Origin of the sequence: Tenacibaculum sp. MEBiC06402 (assembly GCF_049239625.1) — a bacterium.
Taxonomy (GTDB): Bacteria; Bacteroidota; Bacteroidia; order Flavobacteriales; family Flavobacteriaceae; genus Polaribacter.
In genome coordinates this window covers 45664-67703 of record NZ_JBMKKT010000089.1, presented here as the reverse complement: position 1 = coordinate 67703, position 22040 = coordinate 45664, and the positions used below count along the sequence as shown (strand labels likewise).

General features: G+C 32.0%; 14 protein-coding genes. 10 read left to right on the top strand and 4 right to left on the bottom strand.

Annotated features, from left to right (window positions below):
* Positions 1–167: 167 nt before the first annotated feature.
* A complete protein-coding gene (locus tag ACOSP6_RS05185; protein ID WP_422095018.1) occupies positions 168–2633 on the bottom strand; it encodes a DUF5686 and carboxypeptidase regulatory-like domain-containing protein in 2466 nt (821 codons plus the stop codon).
* 150 nt (positions 2634–2783) lie between these two features.
* Complete coding sequence (locus tag ACOSP6_RS05180; protein WP_422095019.1) at positions 2784–5408, bottom strand: AsmA-like C-terminal region-containing protein; 2625 nt, start codon at positions 5406–5408, stop codon at positions 2784–2786.
* 114 nt (positions 5409–5522) lie between these two features.
* Here ACOSP6_RS05180 and queG point away from each other — a divergent pair, with 114 nt between their 5' ends.
* On the top strand, positions 5523–6452 hold the full coding sequence (queG, locus tag ACOSP6_RS05175; protein ID WP_422095020.1) for a tRNA epoxyqueuosine(34) reductase QueG: 930 nt from the start codon (positions 5523–5525) through the stop codon (positions 6450–6452).
* A gap of 37 nt (positions 6453–6489) precedes the next feature.
* On the opposite strand, the gene ACOSP6_RS05170 is transcribed toward queG, so the two are convergent.
* Positions 6490–7095: a PAS domain-containing protein gene (locus tag ACOSP6_RS05170; protein ID WP_422095021.1), complete on the bottom strand. Its 606-nt coding sequence runs from the start codon at positions 7093–7095 to the stop codon at positions 6490–6492.
* Between the two features lie 136 nt (positions 7096–7231).
* On the opposite strand from ACOSP6_RS05170, the gene ACOSP6_RS05165 reads away from it, so the two are divergent.
* The 9 genes from ACOSP6_RS05165 to ACOSP6_RS05125 all read left to right on the top strand — a co-directional run bounded on the left by ACOSP6_RS05165 (position 7232) and on the right by ACOSP6_RS05125 (position 20764).
* Positions 7232–9511, top strand: a complete 2280-nt coding sequence (locus tag ACOSP6_RS05165; protein WP_422095022.1) for an NADP-dependent malic enzyme — start codon at positions 7232–7234, stop codon at positions 9509–9511.
* Positions 9512–9613: 102 nt separating this feature from the next.
* The gene (locus ACOSP6_RS05160; protein WP_422095023.1) at positions 9614–9796 is read left to right on the top strand and encodes a hypothetical protein; all 183 of its coding nucleotides are present in this window, start codon (positions 9614–9616) and stop codon (positions 9794–9796) included.
* Positions 9797–9930: 134 nt separating this feature from the next.
* A complete protein-coding gene (gene ruvA / locus ACOSP6_RS05155; protein WP_422095024.1) occupies positions 9931–10512 on the top strand; it encodes a Holliday junction branch migration protein RuvA in 582 nt (193 codons plus the stop codon).
* Positions 10513–10518: 6 nt separating this feature from the next.
* Positions 10519–17748, top strand: coding sequence for a cell surface protein SprA (sprA, locus tag ACOSP6_RS05150; RefSeq protein WP_422095025.1), 7230 nt, complete (start codon positions 10519–10521; stop codon positions 17746–17748).
* A gap of 29 nt (positions 17749–17777) precedes the next feature.
* Positions 17778–18158, top strand: a complete 381-nt coding sequence (gene gcvH / locus ACOSP6_RS05145; RefSeq protein WP_422095026.1) for a glycine cleavage system protein GcvH — start codon at positions 17778–17780, stop codon at positions 18156–18158.
* Entirely contained in the window at positions 18139–18510 is a 372-nt protein-coding gene (locus tag ACOSP6_RS05140) for a VanZ family protein (RefSeq protein WP_422095027.1), read from the top strand. The genes gcvH and ACOSP6_RS05140 overlap by 20 nt, the downstream gene beginning before the upstream one ends.
* 49 nt (positions 18511–18559) lie before the next feature.
* On the top strand, positions 18560–19285 hold the full coding sequence (locus ACOSP6_RS05135) for an energy transducer TonB (protein WP_422095028.1): 726 nt from the start codon (positions 18560–18562) through the stop codon (positions 19283–19285).
* A gap of 98 nt (positions 19286–19383) precedes the next feature.
* Positions 19384–20133 carry an energy transducer TonB gene (locus tag ACOSP6_RS05130; RefSeq protein ID WP_422095029.1) on the top strand — a complete coding sequence of 250 codons (750 nt, stop codon included), beginning with the start codon at positions 19384–19386 and terminating at the stop codon, positions 20131–20133.
* A gap of 46 nt (positions 20134–20179) precedes the next feature.
* Positions 20180–20764 (top strand): DapH/DapD/GlmU-related protein, encoded by a 585-nt coding sequence (locus ACOSP6_RS05125; RefSeq protein ID WP_422095030.1) that lies wholly within the window; start codon positions 20180–20182, stop codon positions 20762–20764.
* 58 nt (positions 20765–20822) lie between these two features.
* Here the strand turns inward: ACOSP6_RS05125 and ACOSP6_RS05120 are convergent, their stop codons facing one another.
* Positions 20823–22004: a mannosyltransferase gene (locus tag ACOSP6_RS05120; RefSeq protein ID WP_422095704.1), complete on the bottom strand. Its 1182-nt coding sequence runs from the start codon at positions 22002–22004 to the stop codon at positions 20823–20825.
* Positions 22005–22040 lie beyond the last annotated feature (36 nt).

Here is a 22040-nt window from a genome sequence, read left to right as displayed (position 1 = left end):
TTGTTAGAATTTGAATTAGTTTATATAATAATTAGTTTAAAAGGCAAACTCAAATTATTTCTCATAACAATTAATTGAATAAAAGAAAGCCCATCAGCAAGTGTAATGATGGGCTTTTTATTTTAAAAGATGCATTGTTAAAGTTACAATGGTAAATTAATTTAAAATTAATCAAACAAACTAATACCAAACAGTAACCTGTTTTCCTTTTGTCCGTTAAAGTTAGATTGTACAAAGTCTAAACGTAAGAAGCGCCATTTTCCCCATCCGATATTATCTAAACCAATAGAGTATTCTGTATATGGTTTTCTACCACCAGAAAAATAGGCTTTTGCTCCTACAACAGTATGGAAGTTCAATTTATTTAATAAAGGAATTTTATTTAAGATAAAACCTTCAAAATTATGTTGTGTGTGCAATTCAGCATAACGATCGTTTGTGCTAAATTGGTAGTACGGCATTATAGAAAAACTACTCAATCTATTAGACGGAGCAAGATCAATTTCGTTAGCTAAAGGATGGTAAAAATCCATAAATGGAATGTTCTTCTGATCTAAAAATAAGCCAGCTCTAGCGTTATAATCAAATGTACCGATGTTTCCTAAAGAGACGTTTTGTTGTAATCTTGAGAAAAACATATCAGAATTAAATTCAGAATTATCTGCTCCAAATGTTTTTCTATATCCTAAGGTTAAAGTTGGAAACTTAGAATTGGTAACAGTAAACCTTGAATTCGGATAACTAATATATTTACTTCCAAAGTTAAAACTTGCAGCCAACTGAGTTTTAAAAATACTGTGCTCTGTAAATGCAGGTAAAGTACTTGTAGGATCAATCGGATTATTAGTTTGATAGGTCTTTCTTCTACTAAAGAATGAATAATCAGTAGTATTCGTTAACGGTTTTCTGTCTTCATAACCCAAAGAGGTAGAAACATTAATACCTGGAGTTACTTCCTTTGAGAAATTTACTTGAGCAAAGGTTTTTTCATAGAATTTAGCATAGTTCGATTTATCAATTAACGAGTACAATGTGTTGTAAAAAGTACTAATCGGATTTCGTTCATCAAATTGCACAACATCGATACCTCCAGAGATAAATAATCTTGGTCTATCAATATTATTCCATCGTTTAAAGAAGCTAAATGTAGGTCGTAATCTTTTGTCCGAAAATCCATAATTTAAACCAGCACTTACACTCCAACGCTTTCCTTCATCGTTTACTCTTTTCGAAAAACTAACCCGTGTATCTAAGTTAAATCCTTGTACAGTATTAAATTGCGTATTTGTTAGTAATCCATCATAATCAAAAGACCATTTTTCATAACTATTTCTATAAGTATACCCTAAAATAGGTGATAGTAATGTAAATTTATTTGACTTTTGGTCAATTGAGTCTAAATACTTTTTTGATTTTCTAACAACTTTAATACTATCTTTTATGATGTAATCTTTTTTCTCTTCAATAGTTAACGGAACACTCCTTAAATCATTCCAATAAGCAGAATCTTTTTTAGTAGCGTTTTCTTCAAATGATAATATTTCTTTCCCGAATGTATTTTCAGTAAAGGTCGGTTTAAAATTGTAGTTTGAATAAGAAGCAGAAAATCTACCATCTAGGTTGAATCCAAAAAGACCAACTTTAAAATCAATAGTTTGTAAAATTAGCGCCCAAATTCCTGAGTTAGGTTCATAATTGTAGTTCTGTTTTATGTGTAGTACGTCAATCGCTGGATTATTAATTTGCTCACCGGTAATGGTTAAGTCTGCTCCATAAATCGCCCAATCATCTTCTACAACATAAATAAATCCACCAAAAACACGATCGTTTTCTCTTCTTGGAATAATCTTTATTTTACTGATTAGTTTTCCGTTTTTATCATAAAAGGTTCCTTCTAACTTAAATTTATAATAGCTGAATGTATAGTTTGAAATTGGCGAAAATATATTAGCATCAGCAACGGGAACTAAGTTTTTGTATAGATTAAAGTTTACATCAGCAGCTCTGTTGAAAGAAATTCCATTGTCTTGTCCACTTACTTTTGAAGCTACAATAACTTCTTTAAAGTTTTTAGGACGTTTTTGATACCAAATTTTAGAAACGGTTTCAGATAAATAAATAATTCCGCTTCTGGTTGAATCTAATCCACCACCTAAGTCACCAACTTCCTGTCCTAAAATTCTTTTCGGAGCATTTTTTATTTTAAACAATCCTCTTGAGTAGAAGTCAGAAGTGTATTTTCCAGATTTGTTGGTGTTTTTCTCTTTGTTGGCAATCACTTTACGAATAATTCCGTTGGCAGGATTTTCATTAGAGTTAACAGTAACTTCATTTAATTGAACTTCCTCTTCGATAAGTTGTACATTCAATTCAAATGGTAAGTTTTCGATTAAAACTTCTTTTTTTAGAGTTTTAAAACCTAAAAATTGAAATACAACAGTTTGCTTTCCTGTTTTTCTTGTTTCCAGAATATATTCGCCGTTATCGTTTGTTGTAGTTCCGCTTAATGTGTTTTGTAAGTATACGCTTACAAACGGAAGAGGTTGGTTTTTTTTGTCAACCACTTTTCCTCTAATTTGAGCAAAAGAAGATGAAATTATTGTAAAGCAAAGTAGTGTAATTATGTTTTTCATGAGCTGATATTTGGTTGTTAAAAGATAATTAACAACTTGAAGACGAGTGAGAAAATAAAATATTACGCCTGGTTATTAATTTATTTTGGAAGCAAACATAAATGAATTACAATTTACTTTCTATTTAAAAAATGTTAAAGAATAAATTGACTATTCGTCTTTTTTCTTTTTCTTCTTTTTTCCAAATAAACCACCTAATGCATCTTTTACTTTATCAACTGTATTCTCTTTTTTATCATCTCCAGTAGCTGAAGATTTGTTGTCTTTATTACCACCTAAGAGTCCGCCAACAGCTTTATCTATTAGTTTGTTTTTTTGTTTTTTTACCAACTCTGAAGTCAAATTACTTACAGCAGATTTTAAATCGGTTTTCACAGTAGGATTTGTAAAACTTCCCGAAAAATTTGCTGTTACTGGCACAGAAACGTCTTGCTCACTACTGTTTAGTTTTGATAATAATCCTGTTACTTCAGAACCTAAATATTTCGCAGGAACATTAAATGTTGCATTATAATCCATTAATTGATCAAAACTATGACTTCCAGCAACTTCAATATCTATGTCCTGATATTTTAATTTGAATGGCTTCACGTTTACTTTACCATTTTCAAAAGACAAATTAGTCTTAATATCTTTTAAATCTAGCTTTTTTAAATCCACAAAACCTAAATTTTGATCTAACAAACTCAATGCTTTTGAGTTTTTAGGTTCTACATTAGTTGCTAAAATTTCAGCTAATGCTTTTCCAGAAACCGACGCTAAATTCGGGGTGAAATCGTCTTTTAAATTTCCAGAAAGATTAATATTAGTGTTAAGTTTTCCTTGCAGTACATCGGCAATCGGAGATAACATTTTGAACAATTCAATATTCTTAAATGAATCACTAATATTGAATGATTTAACACCCATATCCACATCAAAAAACGATTTTTCTGGTTTGGTATCAACAGCACCATTTAAAGCAATGTTACCACCAAACATATCTCCGTTTACATTTTTCAAAGTAGCTTTTTGATCTTTAATTAGTAAGGTTCCTTTTACGTTTTCTAGCTTTAAATTGTCGTAGTAAACTTCTTTTGCATTTGCATTTACTACACAGTCCAAAAATGCAGGGATTTTAAGCTTTTCCTTTGGCGTATCTGTTTTACCCGTTTCTTCTTCTTTTGGTTTATCCGATTCGGTAGTAGTATCAGTTGTCATAAAATCGCTAACCTTAAACGAGTCTGAATTTAGATTAAAAGTTCCTTGTAAATTTTTATCTGAAAGAATAAAACCTAACAGGTTGTTAATCGTTCCAGTAGCCTTTAAATCACTTGTTCCTGTAATTGCATCAAAATTCGTTAGCGAAATTTTCGTTGGTGCGAAATCTACTTTTGCACTATTTATTTTTAGCGGATTTGCCATCTCTTTTCCACTAAATAGAAAATCTGTGATTTCTAATTTTCCACTATTTTTAATTCGCTCGTATTTATTGTTTTGAACGGCATCTATATCAAATTTAGACGTAAGATTCGCGTTGATAATTCCGCTTAAATCATTTTCTAACTCTAACGGATACACTTTATTTATATGACTCAAGTCTAACTTTCCATTAATAGTAGTATTAATATATGGGTTTTTGGTTAGATTACTAATTTTAGCATTTCCACTAAATTTATTTTCATCAATGTTAAAAGCTAATCTGTTTACAGAAACATAGGTATCATCAACATTCCCAGTTTCATTTTTTATTTTAGTATCTATATGAATGTTGTTTACGCTTTTTGGTAAACTAGGATATTTAAAAGAAGCGTTTGTTGAGGTAATTGCAATATCAATAGTAGGAATAGTGTTTTCTGTAACTTTACCATCAACTTTTCCTGTCACAATAAAATCACCAGAAGTTTTTACATCAGAAATGTTTTTAGCATATTCTTCAGGAATTAGAGCTAAAAAGTTTTTAAAGTCTGAAGAAGGTGTTTTAAAGTTTATATGAACTTCTTGACTTTCATCTTTATTTAATTGTACAAAACCATCAAAAATTAAAGGAAGTTGATTGATATGTGCTTCGTTTTTAAGGAAAGAATATTTACTGTTTTCTAAATCTAAAGCTAATACAGCATTTAAATCTAAATGTTGGTTGTTAATTAATTTAGAGCCATTTCTTTCAAATAAAACACTTGTGGTTGTTTTGGTATCTATCTCTGTTGTTTTTTGAGAAAAATCTCCGCTTCCTGAATGGTTAAAATCAGAAAGTACCATATTCATTTTTCCTTTCTTATCAGTATATTTTATGGTTGCGTTGGTTACTTCGTATGCGTTTAACGACAACTTAAAGTTGCTTGAAGAGACATTTTCTAGTTCTTCTTTTGATTCAGAGGTAACAGCAGCTTCTTTCTTAGCAATATCGTAATTCGCATTTCCTTTTTCATCTATCACTACATTCACCAGCGTATTATCAATTGAAAAAGATTGAATATTTAATTGACTATTCGCGCTTTTAAAAATCTCCGTAATTTTTAATTTCAGTTGAACATTTTGACTATAAACCAATGTGTCTCCTTCAAAAGGAGCAAAATTAGTAACAACTACATTTTTAAGTTCAACTGAAGCTTTAGGAAAGTTTTTAAGTAAACTCAAATTAGCATCAGAAAATTCTACTTTTGCATTTACATTGTTATTAATTGTTTTCTTTACTAAGGCTACCAATTTATCCTGGAATAAAAATGGAATTGCAGCCAAAGCAATTACAAGAAAAAGTAGAATTGAAACAACGATTTTCACAATTTTTTTCATGATGCTGGTGGTTTTTAGTTAAAACGTTTATTGGGATGATTTATTGAACGATAAATGTTAATAACAAAGTTAAAAGTTATCAGTAATATTGTGGTTAATAAATAGTTTCTTTTTTTGAAAAAAACACAGCAATATTCGAATCTTATTAAAAAGCATGCCAGACGTTTAGGTTTTTTAGACTGTGGTATAGCTGAGGCCTGTTTTTTAGAGAAAGAAGCTCCGCGACTCGAAGATTGGCTGCAAAACAACTATCACGGACAAATGCAGTACATGGAGAATCATTTTGACAAACGATTAGATCCAAGATTACTAGTAGAAGGAGCTAAATCCGTTATTTCATTATCCTATAATTATTTTCCAGAGGAACATCAGCAAAGTGACAGTTATAAAATTGCAAAATATGCTTATGGTGAAGATTATCATCACGTTATTAAAAACAAGCTTTTTGAATTATTAGAGTGTCTGCGAGAAGAAATTGGAGAGATTAACGGAAGGTGTTTTGTTGATTCTGCTCCGGTATTGGAAAGAGCTTGGGCAGAAAGAGCAGGTTTAGGTTGGAATGGAAAACATACCTTATTAATTCAAAAGAAACAAGGCTCGTTCTTCTTTCTAGCTGAATTAATTATTGATTTAGAATTGGAGTATGATGAACCTTTCGTAACAGATCATTGCGGTAAATGCACACGTTGTATAGATGCTTGTCCGACAGAAGCAATTTTACCAAATAATAATTTAGATGCGAGTAAATGTATTTCGTATGTAACTATTGAATTAAGAGACAGTATTCCGTTAGGATTTAAAGATAAAATGGAAGATTGGATGTTTGGATGCGATATTTGTCAGGATGTTTGTCCTTGGAATCGATTTTCGGAGCCTCACAATGAATCGTTGTTTCATCCAAAAGATCCATTATTGACTATGGATAAAAGAGATTGGCAAGAGTTAACGGAAGAAACATTTCGAAAAGTGTTTAAAAAGTCGGCTGTTAAAAGAACGAAATATGCAGGCTTAACTAGAAATATCAATTTTATAAAAGAAAAGTAAAACCCGAAATTCAATTCGGATTTTACTTTAAAGCTTCTTATTCATAATCACTAAAGAAAAACCATTGTAATCCTTTAATTCGTTTTGCTTTATCTAGTATTTTCTTTTCTTTTTTTGATTCTTCCTCAAATAAATCAACAACAAACTCTTCGTACGATTTTCCAATTTCTTCGTTTAAATAAGCATTGAAATACATTTCGCTAACTTTTTCTCCTTTGGTTTTTTCAATGTCCAGTAAGGTTTTGTACAAAGGTTCAATTTTTGCTACTACGCTTTGTGGAACCGATTTTCTTCTAGCAGTATAACCAGAAATATGTCCATCTTCATCTCTGTCAATAGTAAAATCGGTAATTACCCAATAGTATTTTCCGCTTTTAGTTAAGTTTTTTACAATAGCATGAAAGTTTTCTTCTTGTTTTAAAGCTTCCCATAATAACTTAAATGCAACTTTAGGCATATCAGGGTGTCGAATAATATTATGAGGTTCTCCAATTAGTTCTAACGTGCTGTACTCGCTAGCTTCAGAAAACACGTCATTTGCATATAATATTGTTCCAAAGGTATCAGTTTTACTGACTATGGTTTTGTTTTTGTTCCAAGTAACTTCTTCGTTTACAATGTTGGCGGGGGTTGTAATATTCATAACTTATATTTTAATTATTTTTCAGCAAAGGTTCATAAGAATAAAAAATTGTAAAATGATATTTATCATTTTTTATAAATTATGATACTAAATAACAAAGCTTATATTTGTCAATTCACAATCAAGCAAAAAAATTATGAGCCAATCACGTAAAAGACGCGAGGCCTTATTGTATCATGCCAAGCCTTCACCAGGAAAAATATCGGTAGTACCGACGAAAAAATATGCCACTCAGCACGATTTATCTTTAGCTTACTCACCAGGAGTAGCTGAGCCTTGTTTGGAAATAGCAAAAGATAAAGACAATGTATATAAATATACTACAAAAGGAAATTTGGTAGCCGTAATATCAAACGGAACAGCTGTTTTAGGTTTAGGAGATATTGGGCCTGAAGCCTCAAAACCAGTAATGGAAGGTAAAGGATTACTCTTTAAAATTTTTGCAGATATCGACGTGTTTGATATCGAAGTTGATGCAACAGATATCGATAAGTTTGTTGAAACGGTAAAAGCGATTGCACCAACTTTTGGAGGAATTAACCTTGAAGATATTAAAGCTCCGGAAGCTTTTGAAATTGAAAGAAGATTAAAGGAAGAATTAGATATTCCTGTAATGCACGATGATCAGCACGGAACAGCGATTATTTCTGCTGCTGCTTTAAAAAATGCATTAGAAATTAACGGTAAAAGTATTGAAGATGTTCAGATTGTAGTAAATGGAGCAGGAGCTGCTGCAATTTCTTGTACACGTTTGTATTTAGCTTTAGGTGCAAAAAGAGAGAATATCATTATGTGCGACAGTAAAGGTGTCATTCGAAAAAGTAGAGAGAACTTAACGGCTCAAAAAGCGGAGTTTGCAACTGATAGGGATGTCGAAAATCTTGAAGAAGCAATGAATAATGCTGACGTTTTTATTGGGTTGTCAAAAGGAAATGTGGTAAGCCCGGAGATGTTATTATCAATGGCAAAAAATCCGATTGTATTTGCAATGGCAAATCCTGAACCTGAAATAGATTATGATTTAGCAGTTGCTACCCGTGAGGATATTATAATGGCTACAGGTAGATCAGATCATCCTAACCAAGTTAATAACGTATTAGGTTTTCCATTTATTTTTAGAGGAGCTTTAGATGTTCGAGCAACTAAGATTAACGAGGAAATGAAAATGGCTGCTGTTCATGCATTAGCCGATTTAGCCAAAAAATCAGTTCCTGAGCAAGTTAATATCGTGTATGATGAGGTAAGTCTTTCTTTTGGTAAAGACTATATTATTCCAAAACCTTTCGATCCGAGATTGATTTATGAAATTCCACCAGCAATTGCAAAAGCGGCGATGGACAGTGGAGTGGCACAACAGCCTATTGAAGATTGGGATCGTTACAGAGATACACTAATGGATCGTTCTGGATCTGGAAGTAAAGAAGTTAGAATATTACACAATAGGGCTCGAAGAGATCCGAAGAAAATTATATTCGCAGAAGCAGATCATTTAGATGTATTAAAAGCCGCTCAGAGAGTTTATGATGAAAAAATGGCGACGCCAATTCTTTTAGGTAATAAAGAAATCATCCTAGAATTAAAAGAAGAGTTAGGTTTTGAAGATGAAGTAACAATTATAGACCCTAAAACCCCGGAAGAAAAAGAACGAAGAAATCGTTTTGCAGAAAAGTTTTGGAAAACCAGACAGCGTAAAGGTATTACTCTATTAGAAGCGCAAAAATGGATGCGAGAGCGAAATTATTTTGCTGCTATGATGGTAAATGAAGGAGAAGCGGATGGACTGATTACAGGATATTCTAGACCGTACCCATCAGTTGTAAAACCTATTTTAGAATTAATTGAAAAGGACAGAGGTGTTTTAAAAGTTGCCGCAACAAACATGTTGTTAACTAAACGAGGACCGATGTTTTTAGCAGATACAACTATAAATATAAATCCGACTGCAAAGGAATTGGCTAAAATTACACATTATACAAGTATTTTGGCTCGTATGTTTGGTATGAAACCGAATGTAGCAATGTTAGGTTTTTCTAATTTTGGCTCTACGAAATCAGATACTTCTCAAAAGATTAGAGAGGCAGTTTCTTATATGCACGAGAACTACCCTGATTTGGTAGTAGATGGAGAAATTCAGGCAGATTTTGCGCTAGATGAAGAAATGTTATCTAAGGAGTTTTCTTTCTCTAAATTATATGGTAAAAAAGTAAATATTTTAATTTTCCCAAACTTAGAATCTGCAAACATTACTTATAAATTAATGAAAGTAAATGGCGCTGAATCTATTGGACCAATTTTACTTGGATTAAGTAAACCTGTTCACGTGTTACAATTAGGAGCAAGTGTAGATGAAATGGTTAATATGGCTGCGGTTGCTGTTGTTGATGCTCAAGAAAGAGAGAAACGAAAAAATCATTAAAGTAACTTTAAATTCATATTCTTAAAACCATAATTTAAGTTTTTGTAGTAACAATTTGGATTTAGATTGAACGTAGTTATAGATAATATTAAATTCTTAATTATGAAAAAATCTATTTTAAGTTTAAAAGGAGTAAAAGCTTTAAGGAATTCAGATTTGCAAAAAATTACAGGAGGAATCGATTGTTGGAAAGTCTGGGATTATTGTGCGGCCAGTGGAAGTGGTAGGGACTATTTTGATAGATGTATGAGAAATTTAGCATGTGCAGATGACCCTGAGCAATAAAACAAAAAGCGACTTTAAAGTCGCTTTTTTTTATGAACATAGTTACTAAATCGGTGACATATTTAAGTCCAAAAAAATATTAATTAAGGTTTCATCATTTTTTGCTACTTTAGGCGTCTGTTACACAGAAACAAATGATTACCCAAATAAAAGGAAGATTAGTAGAGAAAAATCCCACCTATGTTGTTGTTGATTGCAATGGCTTAGGTTATTTACTCAACATTTCTTTAAATACTTACGGAGCGCTACCCACAGAAGAAAATGTAAAGTTGTATACGCACTTGTCGATAAGAGAAGATGCGCATACGCTGTATGGTTTTATTGATAAGGTAGAAAGAGAAGTTTTTAAGTTGTTAATTTCTGTTTCTGGAGTAGGTCCAAGTATTGCTCGCACTATGTTGTCCTCTATGACAGCGGAAGATGTGCAACAAGCTATAGCATCTGAAAATGTAAAATTAATTCAATCGGTTAAAGGAATAGGAGCTAAAACTGCTCAAAGAGTTATTATTGATTTAAAGGAAAAAATTCTCAAAACCTTTGATATTGACGAAGTTTCAGTAGCTGAAAACAATACTAACAAAGAAGAAGCGTTATCTGCATTAGAGGTTTTAGGATTTGCCAGAAAGCAATCAGATAAGGTTATAACCAATATATTAAAAGAATCGCCATCAGCTTCAGTAGAAGAGCTGATAAAAAAGGCACTTAAAAACTTGTAAAAGAAGTTGAGAAAATATTTTCGTAATAGATTTTTTACAGCACTTGCTATTTTAGTAAGTGTTGTTTCATTTGCCCAAAACACAAATAAAAAAGACTCTATTTCCACAAAAAAAGATACGATTATTCCACTGAAGTACGACTTTAACTTTAATCAAAAAGGACATCTTTTTTTAAATAACCCAACAGATGTACAAGTCAGATATGATAAATCAATAAACAAGTTTGTAATTGTTGAAAAAATTGGGAATTACGTAATCGGAACTCCAATTTATTTGACACCTCGCGAGTATGATAAATATAAACTTAAAAATGATTTAAAATCGTATTTCAAAGAAAAAGTAGACGCTACCAATCCTAATAAAAAAGGAAACGATAATAAAAGAAAGAACTTACTTCCTAAGTACTACGTAAATTCAAAATTCTTCGAATCTGTTTTCGGTGGAAATACAGTAGAAGTAATTCCTACTGGTCAAATAAGTATTAAGCTAGGAGGTATTTATCAAAACACAGAAAATCCTCAAATTTCTGTTGAAAACCAAAGTAGTTTTACTTTCGATTTTGACCAGCAAATTAGTGCTAGTATCCAAGCAAAAGTCGGAAATCGATTACAAGTAACTGCTAACTATGATACACAATCTACATTCGATTTTCAAAATATTATAAAAGTTGAGTACGCACCAACCGAAGATGATATTATTCAAAAAATTGATGCAGGTAACGTAAACTTACCAATTAAAAACTCTTTAATTAATGGAGCGCAAGCTTTGTTCGGAATTCGTGCAGATTTTCAATTTGGTAAAACTACAATAAGAACAGCTTTTTCACAGCAAAACTCTCAATCTAGAAACGTGGTTGCCGAAGGTGGTGCAGTAATAGAACCTTTTGAATTACGCGTAACAGACTATGATAATGATAGACACTTTTTTTTATCACAATATTTTAGAGAAAATTATAGCAAAGCTTTAGCAAATTACCCATTAGTAAGCAGTCCAATCAACATAAACCGAATTGAAGTTTGGGTAACAAATAGAAATCAGAATGTTAGAGATTACAGGAGTATAGTTGCTTTTGCCGATTTAGGAGAATCAGATTTAGACAACATGGTAAGTGCCGATTTTACCTCTGGTACGGCGCAAGAAAATTATGTTGATGTGGTAACAAACCCAATTAATGTTCAAGGAACTCCGATTCCTTACAATGCAGTAAACGATATTAATGATTTGTTATCTCCTGGTTCTGGAATTAGAGACGTGAGTACTTTAGAATCTACAGTTCCTGCTGAAATGGGACAAGGTAGAGATTATTCGTACTTACAAAATGCAAGAAAGTTACAGCCGAATGAGTATACTTTGCATCCTCAACTTGGTTTTATCTCTTTAAATAGAAGATTAAATGACGGTGAAGTCTTAGCAGTTGCTTATGAGTATACAGTTGTAGGAGCATCAAATAATGAAACAATTTTTAAAGTTGGAGAATTCTCTAATGATGGAATTAATGCTCCAGCAAACATTGCAGTTAAATTATTACGTAGTGAGATTTTAACTACAAAACGTCAAGTAGGAACAGATTTTATACCTTTTCCAACATGGCGATTAATGATGAAGAACGTATATGCTTTAGGAGCGTATCCATTGCGTCAAGAAGGTTTCCGTTTTGAATTACTCTACCGTGATGATGAAACAGGAATTTTACAAAATACGCTACAAAACGCTCAGCAAATTGATTTACAAAATAGAACTTTAATTAATTTATTCAATATTGATAAGTTAGACCAAAGTCAGTTTAAGGTCGATGGAGGAGATGGTTTCTTTGATTTTGTAGAAGGAATTACAGTGAACTCTGCAAAAGGATTGATTTATTTTCCGGAGGCGGAACCTTTTGGAGTTGATTTGGAAGCTAAAATTACAGATGCAACAGATCAATCGAAGTATTTGTTTAAAGATTTATACCTAACAACTAAAATTCAAGCGAAAAACGAGTTTCAAAATAAAGACAAGTTTTTCTTAAAAGGATATTTTAAATCAGAAACAAGTAGAGGGATTTCATTAGGAGCTTTCAATATTCCTAGAGGTTCTGTAAGAGTTTCAGCTGGAGGAAGAACTTTGGTTGAAGGAGTTGATTATGTGGTAGATTATCAATTAGGTCGAGTTCAGATTTTAGATCCAGGATTAGAAGCTTCAGGAGTTCCTATCAACGCTTCTGTAGAGAACAACACCTTCTTTAATCAACAACGTAAAACTTTTTTAGGTGTTGATGTTGAACATAAGATTAACGAGAATTTTATTATCGGAGGAACATTTTTAAATGTTAGCGAAAGACCGATAACACCAAAAGTAAATTTCGGAGCTGAACCTATTGATAATGTAATGTTAGGATTCAACCTAGATTTCTCTTCCGAAATTCCATATTTTACCAAGTTGGCAAACAAACTTCCTTTTGTTGAAACTGATGCGCCTTCAAATATTTCTGTTCGTGCAGACATGGCTTATTTATTACCAGGTTCACCAAGTGGTATTGATGTAAATGGAACAGCAACATCGTATTTAGATGATTTTGAAGCTACACAAATTCCAATCAACTTAACAGCGCCTCAACAATGGTTTTTAGCAAGTACCCCTATTGGTGATGGTGCTGCAAATGATCCGTTTTTTGGACAGCAAAGTACTTTAGCATATAATTCAAAAAGAGCAAAAATATCGTGGTATAGTATTGACCAATTATTTTATTCAAATAGTAGTAATAGACCATCAAATATTAATGACATCGAACTTTCGAGAAACGAAGTTCGCCAAATCAGTTTTTCGGAATTATTCCCAAATACAGATTTAGATATTACACAATTGAATTTGGTCCGTACTCTTGATTTGGCTTATTTCCCAAACGAACGAGGACCTTATAATTTCAATACGGGAACTGATGTAAACAATGATGGGACGTTCGTAAATCCTAATGAAAACTGGGGAGGAATTATGCGTGCGTTAACAACAACCAATAATTTTGAGCAAGCGAATGTAGAATATATTCAGTTTTGGTTAATGGACCCTTATGAAGGATATTCTATTTCAAATGAAGAAGGATTGCCATCTGGAGTTGATCCACAAAACACTATAAATCAAGGTAAATTATTTATTAATTTAGGAAGTATCTCAGAAGATATTTTAAGAGATTCACAAAAACAATTCGAAAATGGTTTACCAGGTGATGGAGTTAAAGTAGCAAATAGTAATGTTCGAGAAACTATTTGGGGTAATGTGCCTATTAATCCATCTATTTTATATGCCTTTAGTGCAGATCAAAATGAAAGAATAAATCAGGATATTGGTTTAGATGGATTGGCGAATAATGAGGAAAGATTATTTATTGATAGATTGAATACCGAACAAGGAGCAAATATCGATATAAGCAAGTTAAATCTTGATGATCCAGCTGGAGATAATTTCCAATTTTTTAGAGGAGCAGAATTAGATGGAGTTAACGCTTCTATAATTACTAGGTATAAAAACTTTAATGGAACCGAAGGAAATTCACCAACTATAGATCAATCAGGTGAAGATTTTCCAACTTCTGGTTCGACTTATCCCGATACTGAAGATTTAAACCGAGATCAAACAATGGATCCAGTAAGTGCTTATTTTGAGTACGAAGTTTCATTAAAGAAAAATGATTTAGTTAAAGGTTCTAACTTTATCGTTGATGTAAAATCGGAACCAATAACTTTACCGAATGGTGAATCTAGAAGTACAACTTGGTATCAGTTTAGAATTCCAGTACGTAATGGGTTTACCCAAGCTGTTGGAGGAATTACAGATTTCAACAGTATTCGTTTTATGCGTATGTACCTAACGGAGTTTAATATGCCAGTGGTAATGCGTTTTGCTGAGCTAGAATTAGTTCGTGGAGATTGGAGACGCTATACAAGAACCTTAGATCCATCAATTCCTGAGCAAGATTTAGATAATGACGAACTAAATAATTTTGAAGTTGGTGTGGTGAGTATCGAACAAAATGATGATCGTTATGAATTACCTCCAGGAATTGTAAGAGAGCAATTACAAGGAACCAACCGAATTCAACGTCAAAATGAGCAATCTTCTACAATAACAGTAAATGATTTAGAGCCAGGGAAGGCCAGAGCTATTTTTAAGAATATTAGCATCGATTTACGACGTTATAAAAATTTAAGAATGTTCTTGCACGCGGAGCAAATTCCAGGAAAAACTGTTTCCAACGGAGACATGTCTGCGATTATTCGTTTAGGAACCGATTTGAATGAAAACTATTATGAAATTGAAAAGCCGTTGATTTTATCAACTTCAAGCTCTTCACCATTAGAAGTATGGCCAGAGGAAAATAATCTCGATATTCTAATGACCGATTTATCAACTTTAAAATTGGATAGAGATGGAGCAAACGTATCGGCTGCGGATATTTATTCTGGAACTGCATCTAACGGTTTAATCATAAAAGTAAAAGGTAATCCAACATTAGCACAAGTAAGAACTGTAATGTTAGGAGTTAAAAACACAACTATTAATGATAGAAGTGTAGAGGTATGGTTTAACGAATTGAGAGCTGTTGGTTTTGATAATCAAGGAGGTTGGGCAGCTGTTTTAAATGCTGACACTAATTTTGCGGATGTTATTGATTTATCTTTAGCAGGAAGAATGTCAACAGTAGGTTTTGGTAATGTTGACCAACGTGTACAAGAAAGAAGCCTTGAAGAACAAAAACAATATAATGTTTCTACGAATGTTCAGTTAGGTAAAATGATGCCTAAAAATTGGAACATGCAAGTTCCAATGAGTTACAGTTATGGAGAAGAATTTATTGATCCTAAATTCGATCCTCAATATCAAGATGTTGTACTTTCAGAAGCAAAATCAAGAGGTTCCGATCAAGCAAGAAGAAATGCTGAAAATGCTCAGGATTACACAAGAAGAAAGAGTATTAGTTTTATCAACGTAAAGAAAAATAGAAACCCTAAAAGTGATAAAAAACCAAAGTTTTATGATGTTGAAAATGTAGCTGTATCATATTCTTTTAGTGAAGAGTTTCATAAAGATTATAATATAGAACGTTTTGTAAACCAAAATTTAATGGCTGGGGTTAATTATAACTTTAATTTTAGTCCATTTGTAATAGAACCGTTTAAAAAGTCGGAGAAATTCAAGGGAAGGTATTGGCGTTTTATTAAAGATTTAAATTTTAATCCAGTACCGAAAAACCTTTCGATTAATTCAAAAATTAATAGAAATTATAATTTACAACAATCAAGAAACTTAATAGAAGGATTGACTGCACAACCTGAATTAATTCAACGAAGATTTTTATTTGATTGGGATTATACCATAGGTTTTGATTTAACAAAGTCTTTACAGCTAAACTTTAATGCAACTAATAATTACATCTATGATAGTTTTGGTCAAGATGAGAAACTAGAGATTTTTGATAAGTTCTTTACTTTTGGTCGTAGAAATCAATATCATCAAACCTTAAACGCTACCTATAAATTACCAATTAATAAGCTACCATATTTAAGCTTTATTACTTCTGATTATGGTTATACGGCAGATTTTGACTGGCAAGCATCATCAAGAAGTACAATCACAGAAGATATCAATGGAACTCCAGTAGAGGTAAGTATTGAAGATAAAGTTGGTAATATGATTCAAAATGCCAACAAACATAGTATTGGAGCAACCGTTGATTTTAAACGTTTTTATAAAACAATAGGCTTAGAAGATTTATTCTTTAAGAAGAAAAAACCTCAGTCAACTGCTAAAAAAGGAGTAGCCCTTGGAAGTAAACCTGTAAAGAAACAACCGATAAAATTAAAGAAGAATGCTTCATTTGGTAAAAAGCTTTTAAAAGGAACTTATGATGTGTTAACATCAATACAAAGAGCAAAGATTAATTTTACAAGTGAGAGTGGAACACTTTTACAAGGATTTAGGCCTTCGGTTGGTTTCTTAGGAAGAAGTAATTTTAACGGAAGTTTAGCGCCAACGTTAGGGTTTGTTTTCGGAAGTCAAACTGATATGTTGCGAGACGCTATTTCCAATGGATGGCTAGTTACAAGAGATGAAGGAGCTGATTATTTCAATAAAAATTACGGTAGGACAAAAAATGATAACTTAGATTATAATATTGCTATCAAACCGTTTAAAGATTTCACTATTGATTTAAGAGGAAATAGAACAAAAACTTCTAATATTACACAACAGTTAGATATTGTAAACTATACAACAGGAACGGCTCAAAATCCAGATTTAAAGGCTTTTGAAACAGGTAATTTTAGTACGAGTCATTTTATGCTTGGAACTATGTTTACGGATGGTGATCAATTATACCAAAATTTCCTAGACAATAGAGCAATTATTGCAAATCGAATAGGTAATCAAAATCCTACTTTACCTAATAATTCAGACCCAACCAATACAGATCCAGGTTTCAAAGAGAATGGTCAACAGGTTATGTTACCAGCATTTTTAGCTGCTTACACTGGAACAGATGCGAACTCTACAAGCACAGGTATCTTTAGAAATATTCCATTACCTAACTGGACAATGAGATATAATGGATTAATGAAGTTTAAGTGGTTTAAGAAAAACTTCTCATCTTTTACCTTATCACACAGCTACAAATCGTCATATAGTATACTTAATTATACAAATAATTTACAGTACGATAATTCGAATTTAAGCTTAACAAATAATTCAGGGAATTATCAACCAGAATTATTAATTTCGTCGGCAACATTAATAGATGAATTTTCACCACTTATTAAGGTGGATATGAAAATGCGAAACTCTTTTTCTTTACGTGGAGAGATTAAAAAAGATAGAAGTTTAACGTTGAATTTTAACAATAACACGTTAACCGATATTAAGGGAACAGAGTTTATCTTTGGTTTAGGATACCGAATTAAAGATGTTAAGATGGTTACTCATATTACTGGAAAGAAAGAAACATTAAAAGGAGATATTAACTTAAGAGCTGATGTTTCATTGAGAGATAACTTGACATTAATAAGATCGGTAGATGAGCAGAATAATCAAATCACTGGTGGTGAGAGATTATTCGGATTGAAATTTTTAGCGGATTATAACTTGAGTAGTAGCTTACGAGCATCTTTTTATTATAATCATAATACATTTGATTATGCTATTTCAACGAATTTCCCGCGCCAATCTATTAATGCAGGCTTTAACATTGTATATAACTTAGGAAATTAAAACTATAAACATATTAAATAAAATTACAAATGAATATTCCAGCTGAATTAAAGTATACTAAAGACCACGAGTGGGTTAAAGTTGATGGTGATGTTGCTATTATTGGTATTACTGATTTTGCACAAAGCGAATTAGGAGACATCGTTTATGTGGATGTTGACACCTTAGACGAAACTGTAGAAATCGAAGAAGTATTCGGTTCTGTAGAAGCAGTTAAGACGGTGTCGGATTTATTTATGCCATTAACTGGTGAAATTGTTGAGTTTAATGAAAAGTTAGAAGACGAGCCTGAATTGGTAAATTCTGATCCTTACGGTGAGGGATGGATGATTAAAGTTAAAATTTCTGATAATACTCAAATAGAAGGTTTATTAGATGCTGAGGCTTATAATGAAATTATTGCGGGGTAAAACCATTTTTTTCGCACTATTTATCACAATTACCATAGCGGTTTTAAGTCTTGTTAAGGTAGGAATCCAATCAATTAACTTTACTTATTTAGATAAAGTTGAACATTTTATAGCATACTTTGTGTTATGCTTTTTATGGTTAGTTTCGATTAAAAAAAGAGGCACGAAATTTGCAGTAATTTTAGCTGTTGTTCTATATGGAATTCTTTTAGAAGTTCTTCAATCTGTATTAACTGATTACAGAACTTTCGATTATATGGATATGTTGGCCAATACTTTTGGTGCGTTGTTCGCATTTTTGGCTTACAAACACATAGAAAAAAAGCATTTCAAATTGTTAAATAGCTTGTAAAAGTCGAAATAAATTACTTAAATTAGCAAACCTTATAAAAACTTTTAGGATGGAAATAAAGAAAAATCCAAAATTTAACCTTGAAAACTATAGTAAGTTGTTCATACAGCTAGGGTTAGTTTTGGCTTTGTTTGTAACTTATGTTGCAATTGAGCATAAAACGTATGACAAAACTTATGGCGATTTAGGGGTAGCAGACTTGGGAAATGAGATTGATGATGAGACGTTAGTTATTAATGCGCCACCACCACCGCCACCACCACCAGCAACTCCACCACCACCAACACCAGAGAAAATTGAGGTTGTTGAGGATGATAAAGAAATTGAAGAAACAGTTATCGAGTCTACTGAAACTGATGAGTCTGAGGCAGTGGAAGTTGATGAAATTGTTGAAGCAGTTGAAGAAGAAGAAGTTGTAGAGGATGTTCCGTTTTCTATTATCGAGGACGTACCTGTATTTCCGGGATGTACTGGAAGTAATCAACAAAAGAAAGAATGTTTAAACAAAAAAATGCGTAAACACGTTCAAAGACACTTTGATGCGGAATTAGCGAACGAATTAGGTTTACCATCAGGTAAAAAAAGAATCTATGTTCAATTTAAGATTGACAAAGACGGTTCAATTACTAGTATTCGTGCAAGAGCTCCACATCCGAGATTAAAGAAAGAAGCTGAGCGTATTGTTAGAAAATTACCGAGAATGAAGCCTGGAAGACAAAGAGGAAAGGCAGTAAGAGTTGGTTATACATTACCAATTACGTTTAACGTAGAATAGTATTTATACCTATATATTTAAAGGCAGCTCATCTGAGCTGCCTTTTTTTATGGCATGTTTTTTGGATTAAATTAGTTCTAATTTAAAACTATTACATTATGAAAAAGTCAAAAAAGCATCCAAGAAAACAGCTAGAAAATTTTTCAAATATTTTCATGCAACTAGGGTTGGTATTGGTTCTGTTTGTTGTTTTTGTAACACTTGAACATCAAACGGAAAAGGAATCAGAAAAGTACAGTTATCAATTTCCTAAACATGATGATAATACTACCTACACTATATCATCATTTACTAAGGTGCCGAAGCGTGTAGAAGTTAAGCAAGTGGAGCGAAAGGTTATTGTTAAAACTGTTCCATTAATTAAATTTAAATCGGTAAAGGATACGCCAAAAGCCATGGTAAATGAGCCGAATATTACTGTTCCAGATAATGCTCCTGTGATAAAAGCAGTTGTTCCTGTAGTAGTTAAGAAAGATACAGAGCCAAGTGGTCCCGTTTCAATGAATAGTGTTCAGAAAGCGCCTGTTTTTAAAGGATGTGAGGGCTTATCAGAAGTAGAAAATAGAAAGTGTTTTGAGAGTAGAATGAAGCAATTAGTATTGAGAAACTTTAATACAGAATTGGCAAATGAGTTGGGATTAAGAAGTGGTAAAAAGAGAATTATGACACAGTTCGTTATTGATAAGAATGGTTACGTTACTGATGTTCAAATTCGAGCTCCACACCCTAAACTTAAAAAGGAAGCGGGAAGAATTTTAGGTAAAATTCCTAAGTTAACCCCAGGTGTACAAAATGACAAAACTGTAAAAGTAAGATATACACTACCAATTAGTTTTATGGTAGAATAAATAGAAAAAACTCAATCATTCGATTGAGTTTTTTTAATTTTGATATATGAGTAAAACTAAAGATTATTTTTCGCACGAAACAGCTGTTGTTGATGATGGATGTATAATTGGAACAGGAACAAAGATTTGGCATTTTAGTCATATAATGCCAAATGCTACAATTGGTGAACAATGTAACTTGGGACAGAATGTAGTTGTTTCGCCAAATGTAGTTTTAGGTAAAAATGTAAAAGTGCAGAACAATGTATCTATTTACACAGGAGTAGTTTGTGAAGATGATGTTTTTCTTGGACCTTCAATGGTATTCACAAATGTGATTAATCCCAGAAGTGCTGTAAATAGAAAAGAAGAATTCAAAAATACTTTAGTTAAAAAGGGTGCTAGTATAGGAGCCAATGCGACAATAATTTGTGGAATAACCATTGGAGAATATGCTTTGATTGGGGCTGGAGCGGTTGTTACAAAAGATGTAGCTCCGTACTCTTTGGTGGTTGGAAACCCTTCGAAACCAATAGGATGGGTGAGTAAAAATGGACATCGTTTAAATTTTGACGAAAATGGCTTAGCAATTTGCCCGGAAACATCTGAAAGCTACGTACTTAGAGGTTCTCAGGTAATGTTAAAAAAATAATAATTTATTGTTAATTTATTTTGGACGAGAAGATTTATAGCATATATTTGTTATGTGGTTATAAACCACTTTCTTTTTCTTTTTCATAGCAATTTTTCCCACTCAAGTTTTGAGTGGGTTTTTTTATTTCATAAAGTAAATAACCATATACAATTAGATATTCCAAGGTAACAAACCATAAATTCTCCTGCCATGGTGAGTTAGAATAAGCTTGGTAGCTTAAAACAATTACAAAAGACCATACTAAAGGAAAAGTATATTTTGTAAAAATTGATAAAATTACTAATGTCGCCAAGTACCAAGGGTGCATTGTCGTTGTTGTAAAATAGTAAAAGGAAAAAACGACTAACATTGAAGTTATAATTTCTTCTGTTTTTTGATTCCTCTTATAGAAACTTATAAATAATAAAAAGAAGATTGTTAACACTGGTGCTATTTTACCGATAATTGCTATTTCATTATATCCTCGGAATAAGTAACCAATTTCTCGTAATAAATAATAAAAACTTGCATTAAATTCGAACGATCTAAACCAAAGTCCTACTGAATTTGTATAGCTTTCTATTAAAAATTCAGACACAAAAGGTAAAAATAAAATAACTGTTGTAATTATTATAATACCATAAAACAACATCAACTTGCCAATATTTTCTCCAAGAACAAGCTTTTCTTTTTTAACTAAAAACCTTTTTAAGAATATCGGGAGTATTAAAAGTGGAATCAATTTTATGCTAATTGAGAAAGCTAACATAAAAGCTGATAACATCCATTTTTTCTTTTGAAAAAGATATAAAGAAACTATTAAGAAAAATAGCATAACTGGTTCAAAGTGTAAATTGCCAGTAAGTTCAATAATAATAAATGGATTTAGAGCGTAAAAGAATATTCTATTTCGGTTAAGTCCGATTTTTTCCAATAGTTTAGCACCAAAATATAAGATACCGATATCAGCAAGTATAATCTGAATTCTCATTACTATTGCTGCTCCTAAAATGGATTTACCAGAGAATAATGCGGCTATATAAAAGCAAAACTGATTTAAAGGTGGATAGTTGGTGTAATGACTTCCATTCATTGGTCCCATACCCTTATAGAGTTCTTCAGCTTGTTCAATTAAAAGAATACCATCATCTATAAAGTTTTCGGGTAAAAATATATAAGGATTTAATCCTGTTAAAATCATCCGTCCATCCCATATAAAACGATAAAAATCTTGGGACAAATTGGGAATAGCAAACAAGAATATCAATCTGAAAAGTACTGCTATTATAGTTAA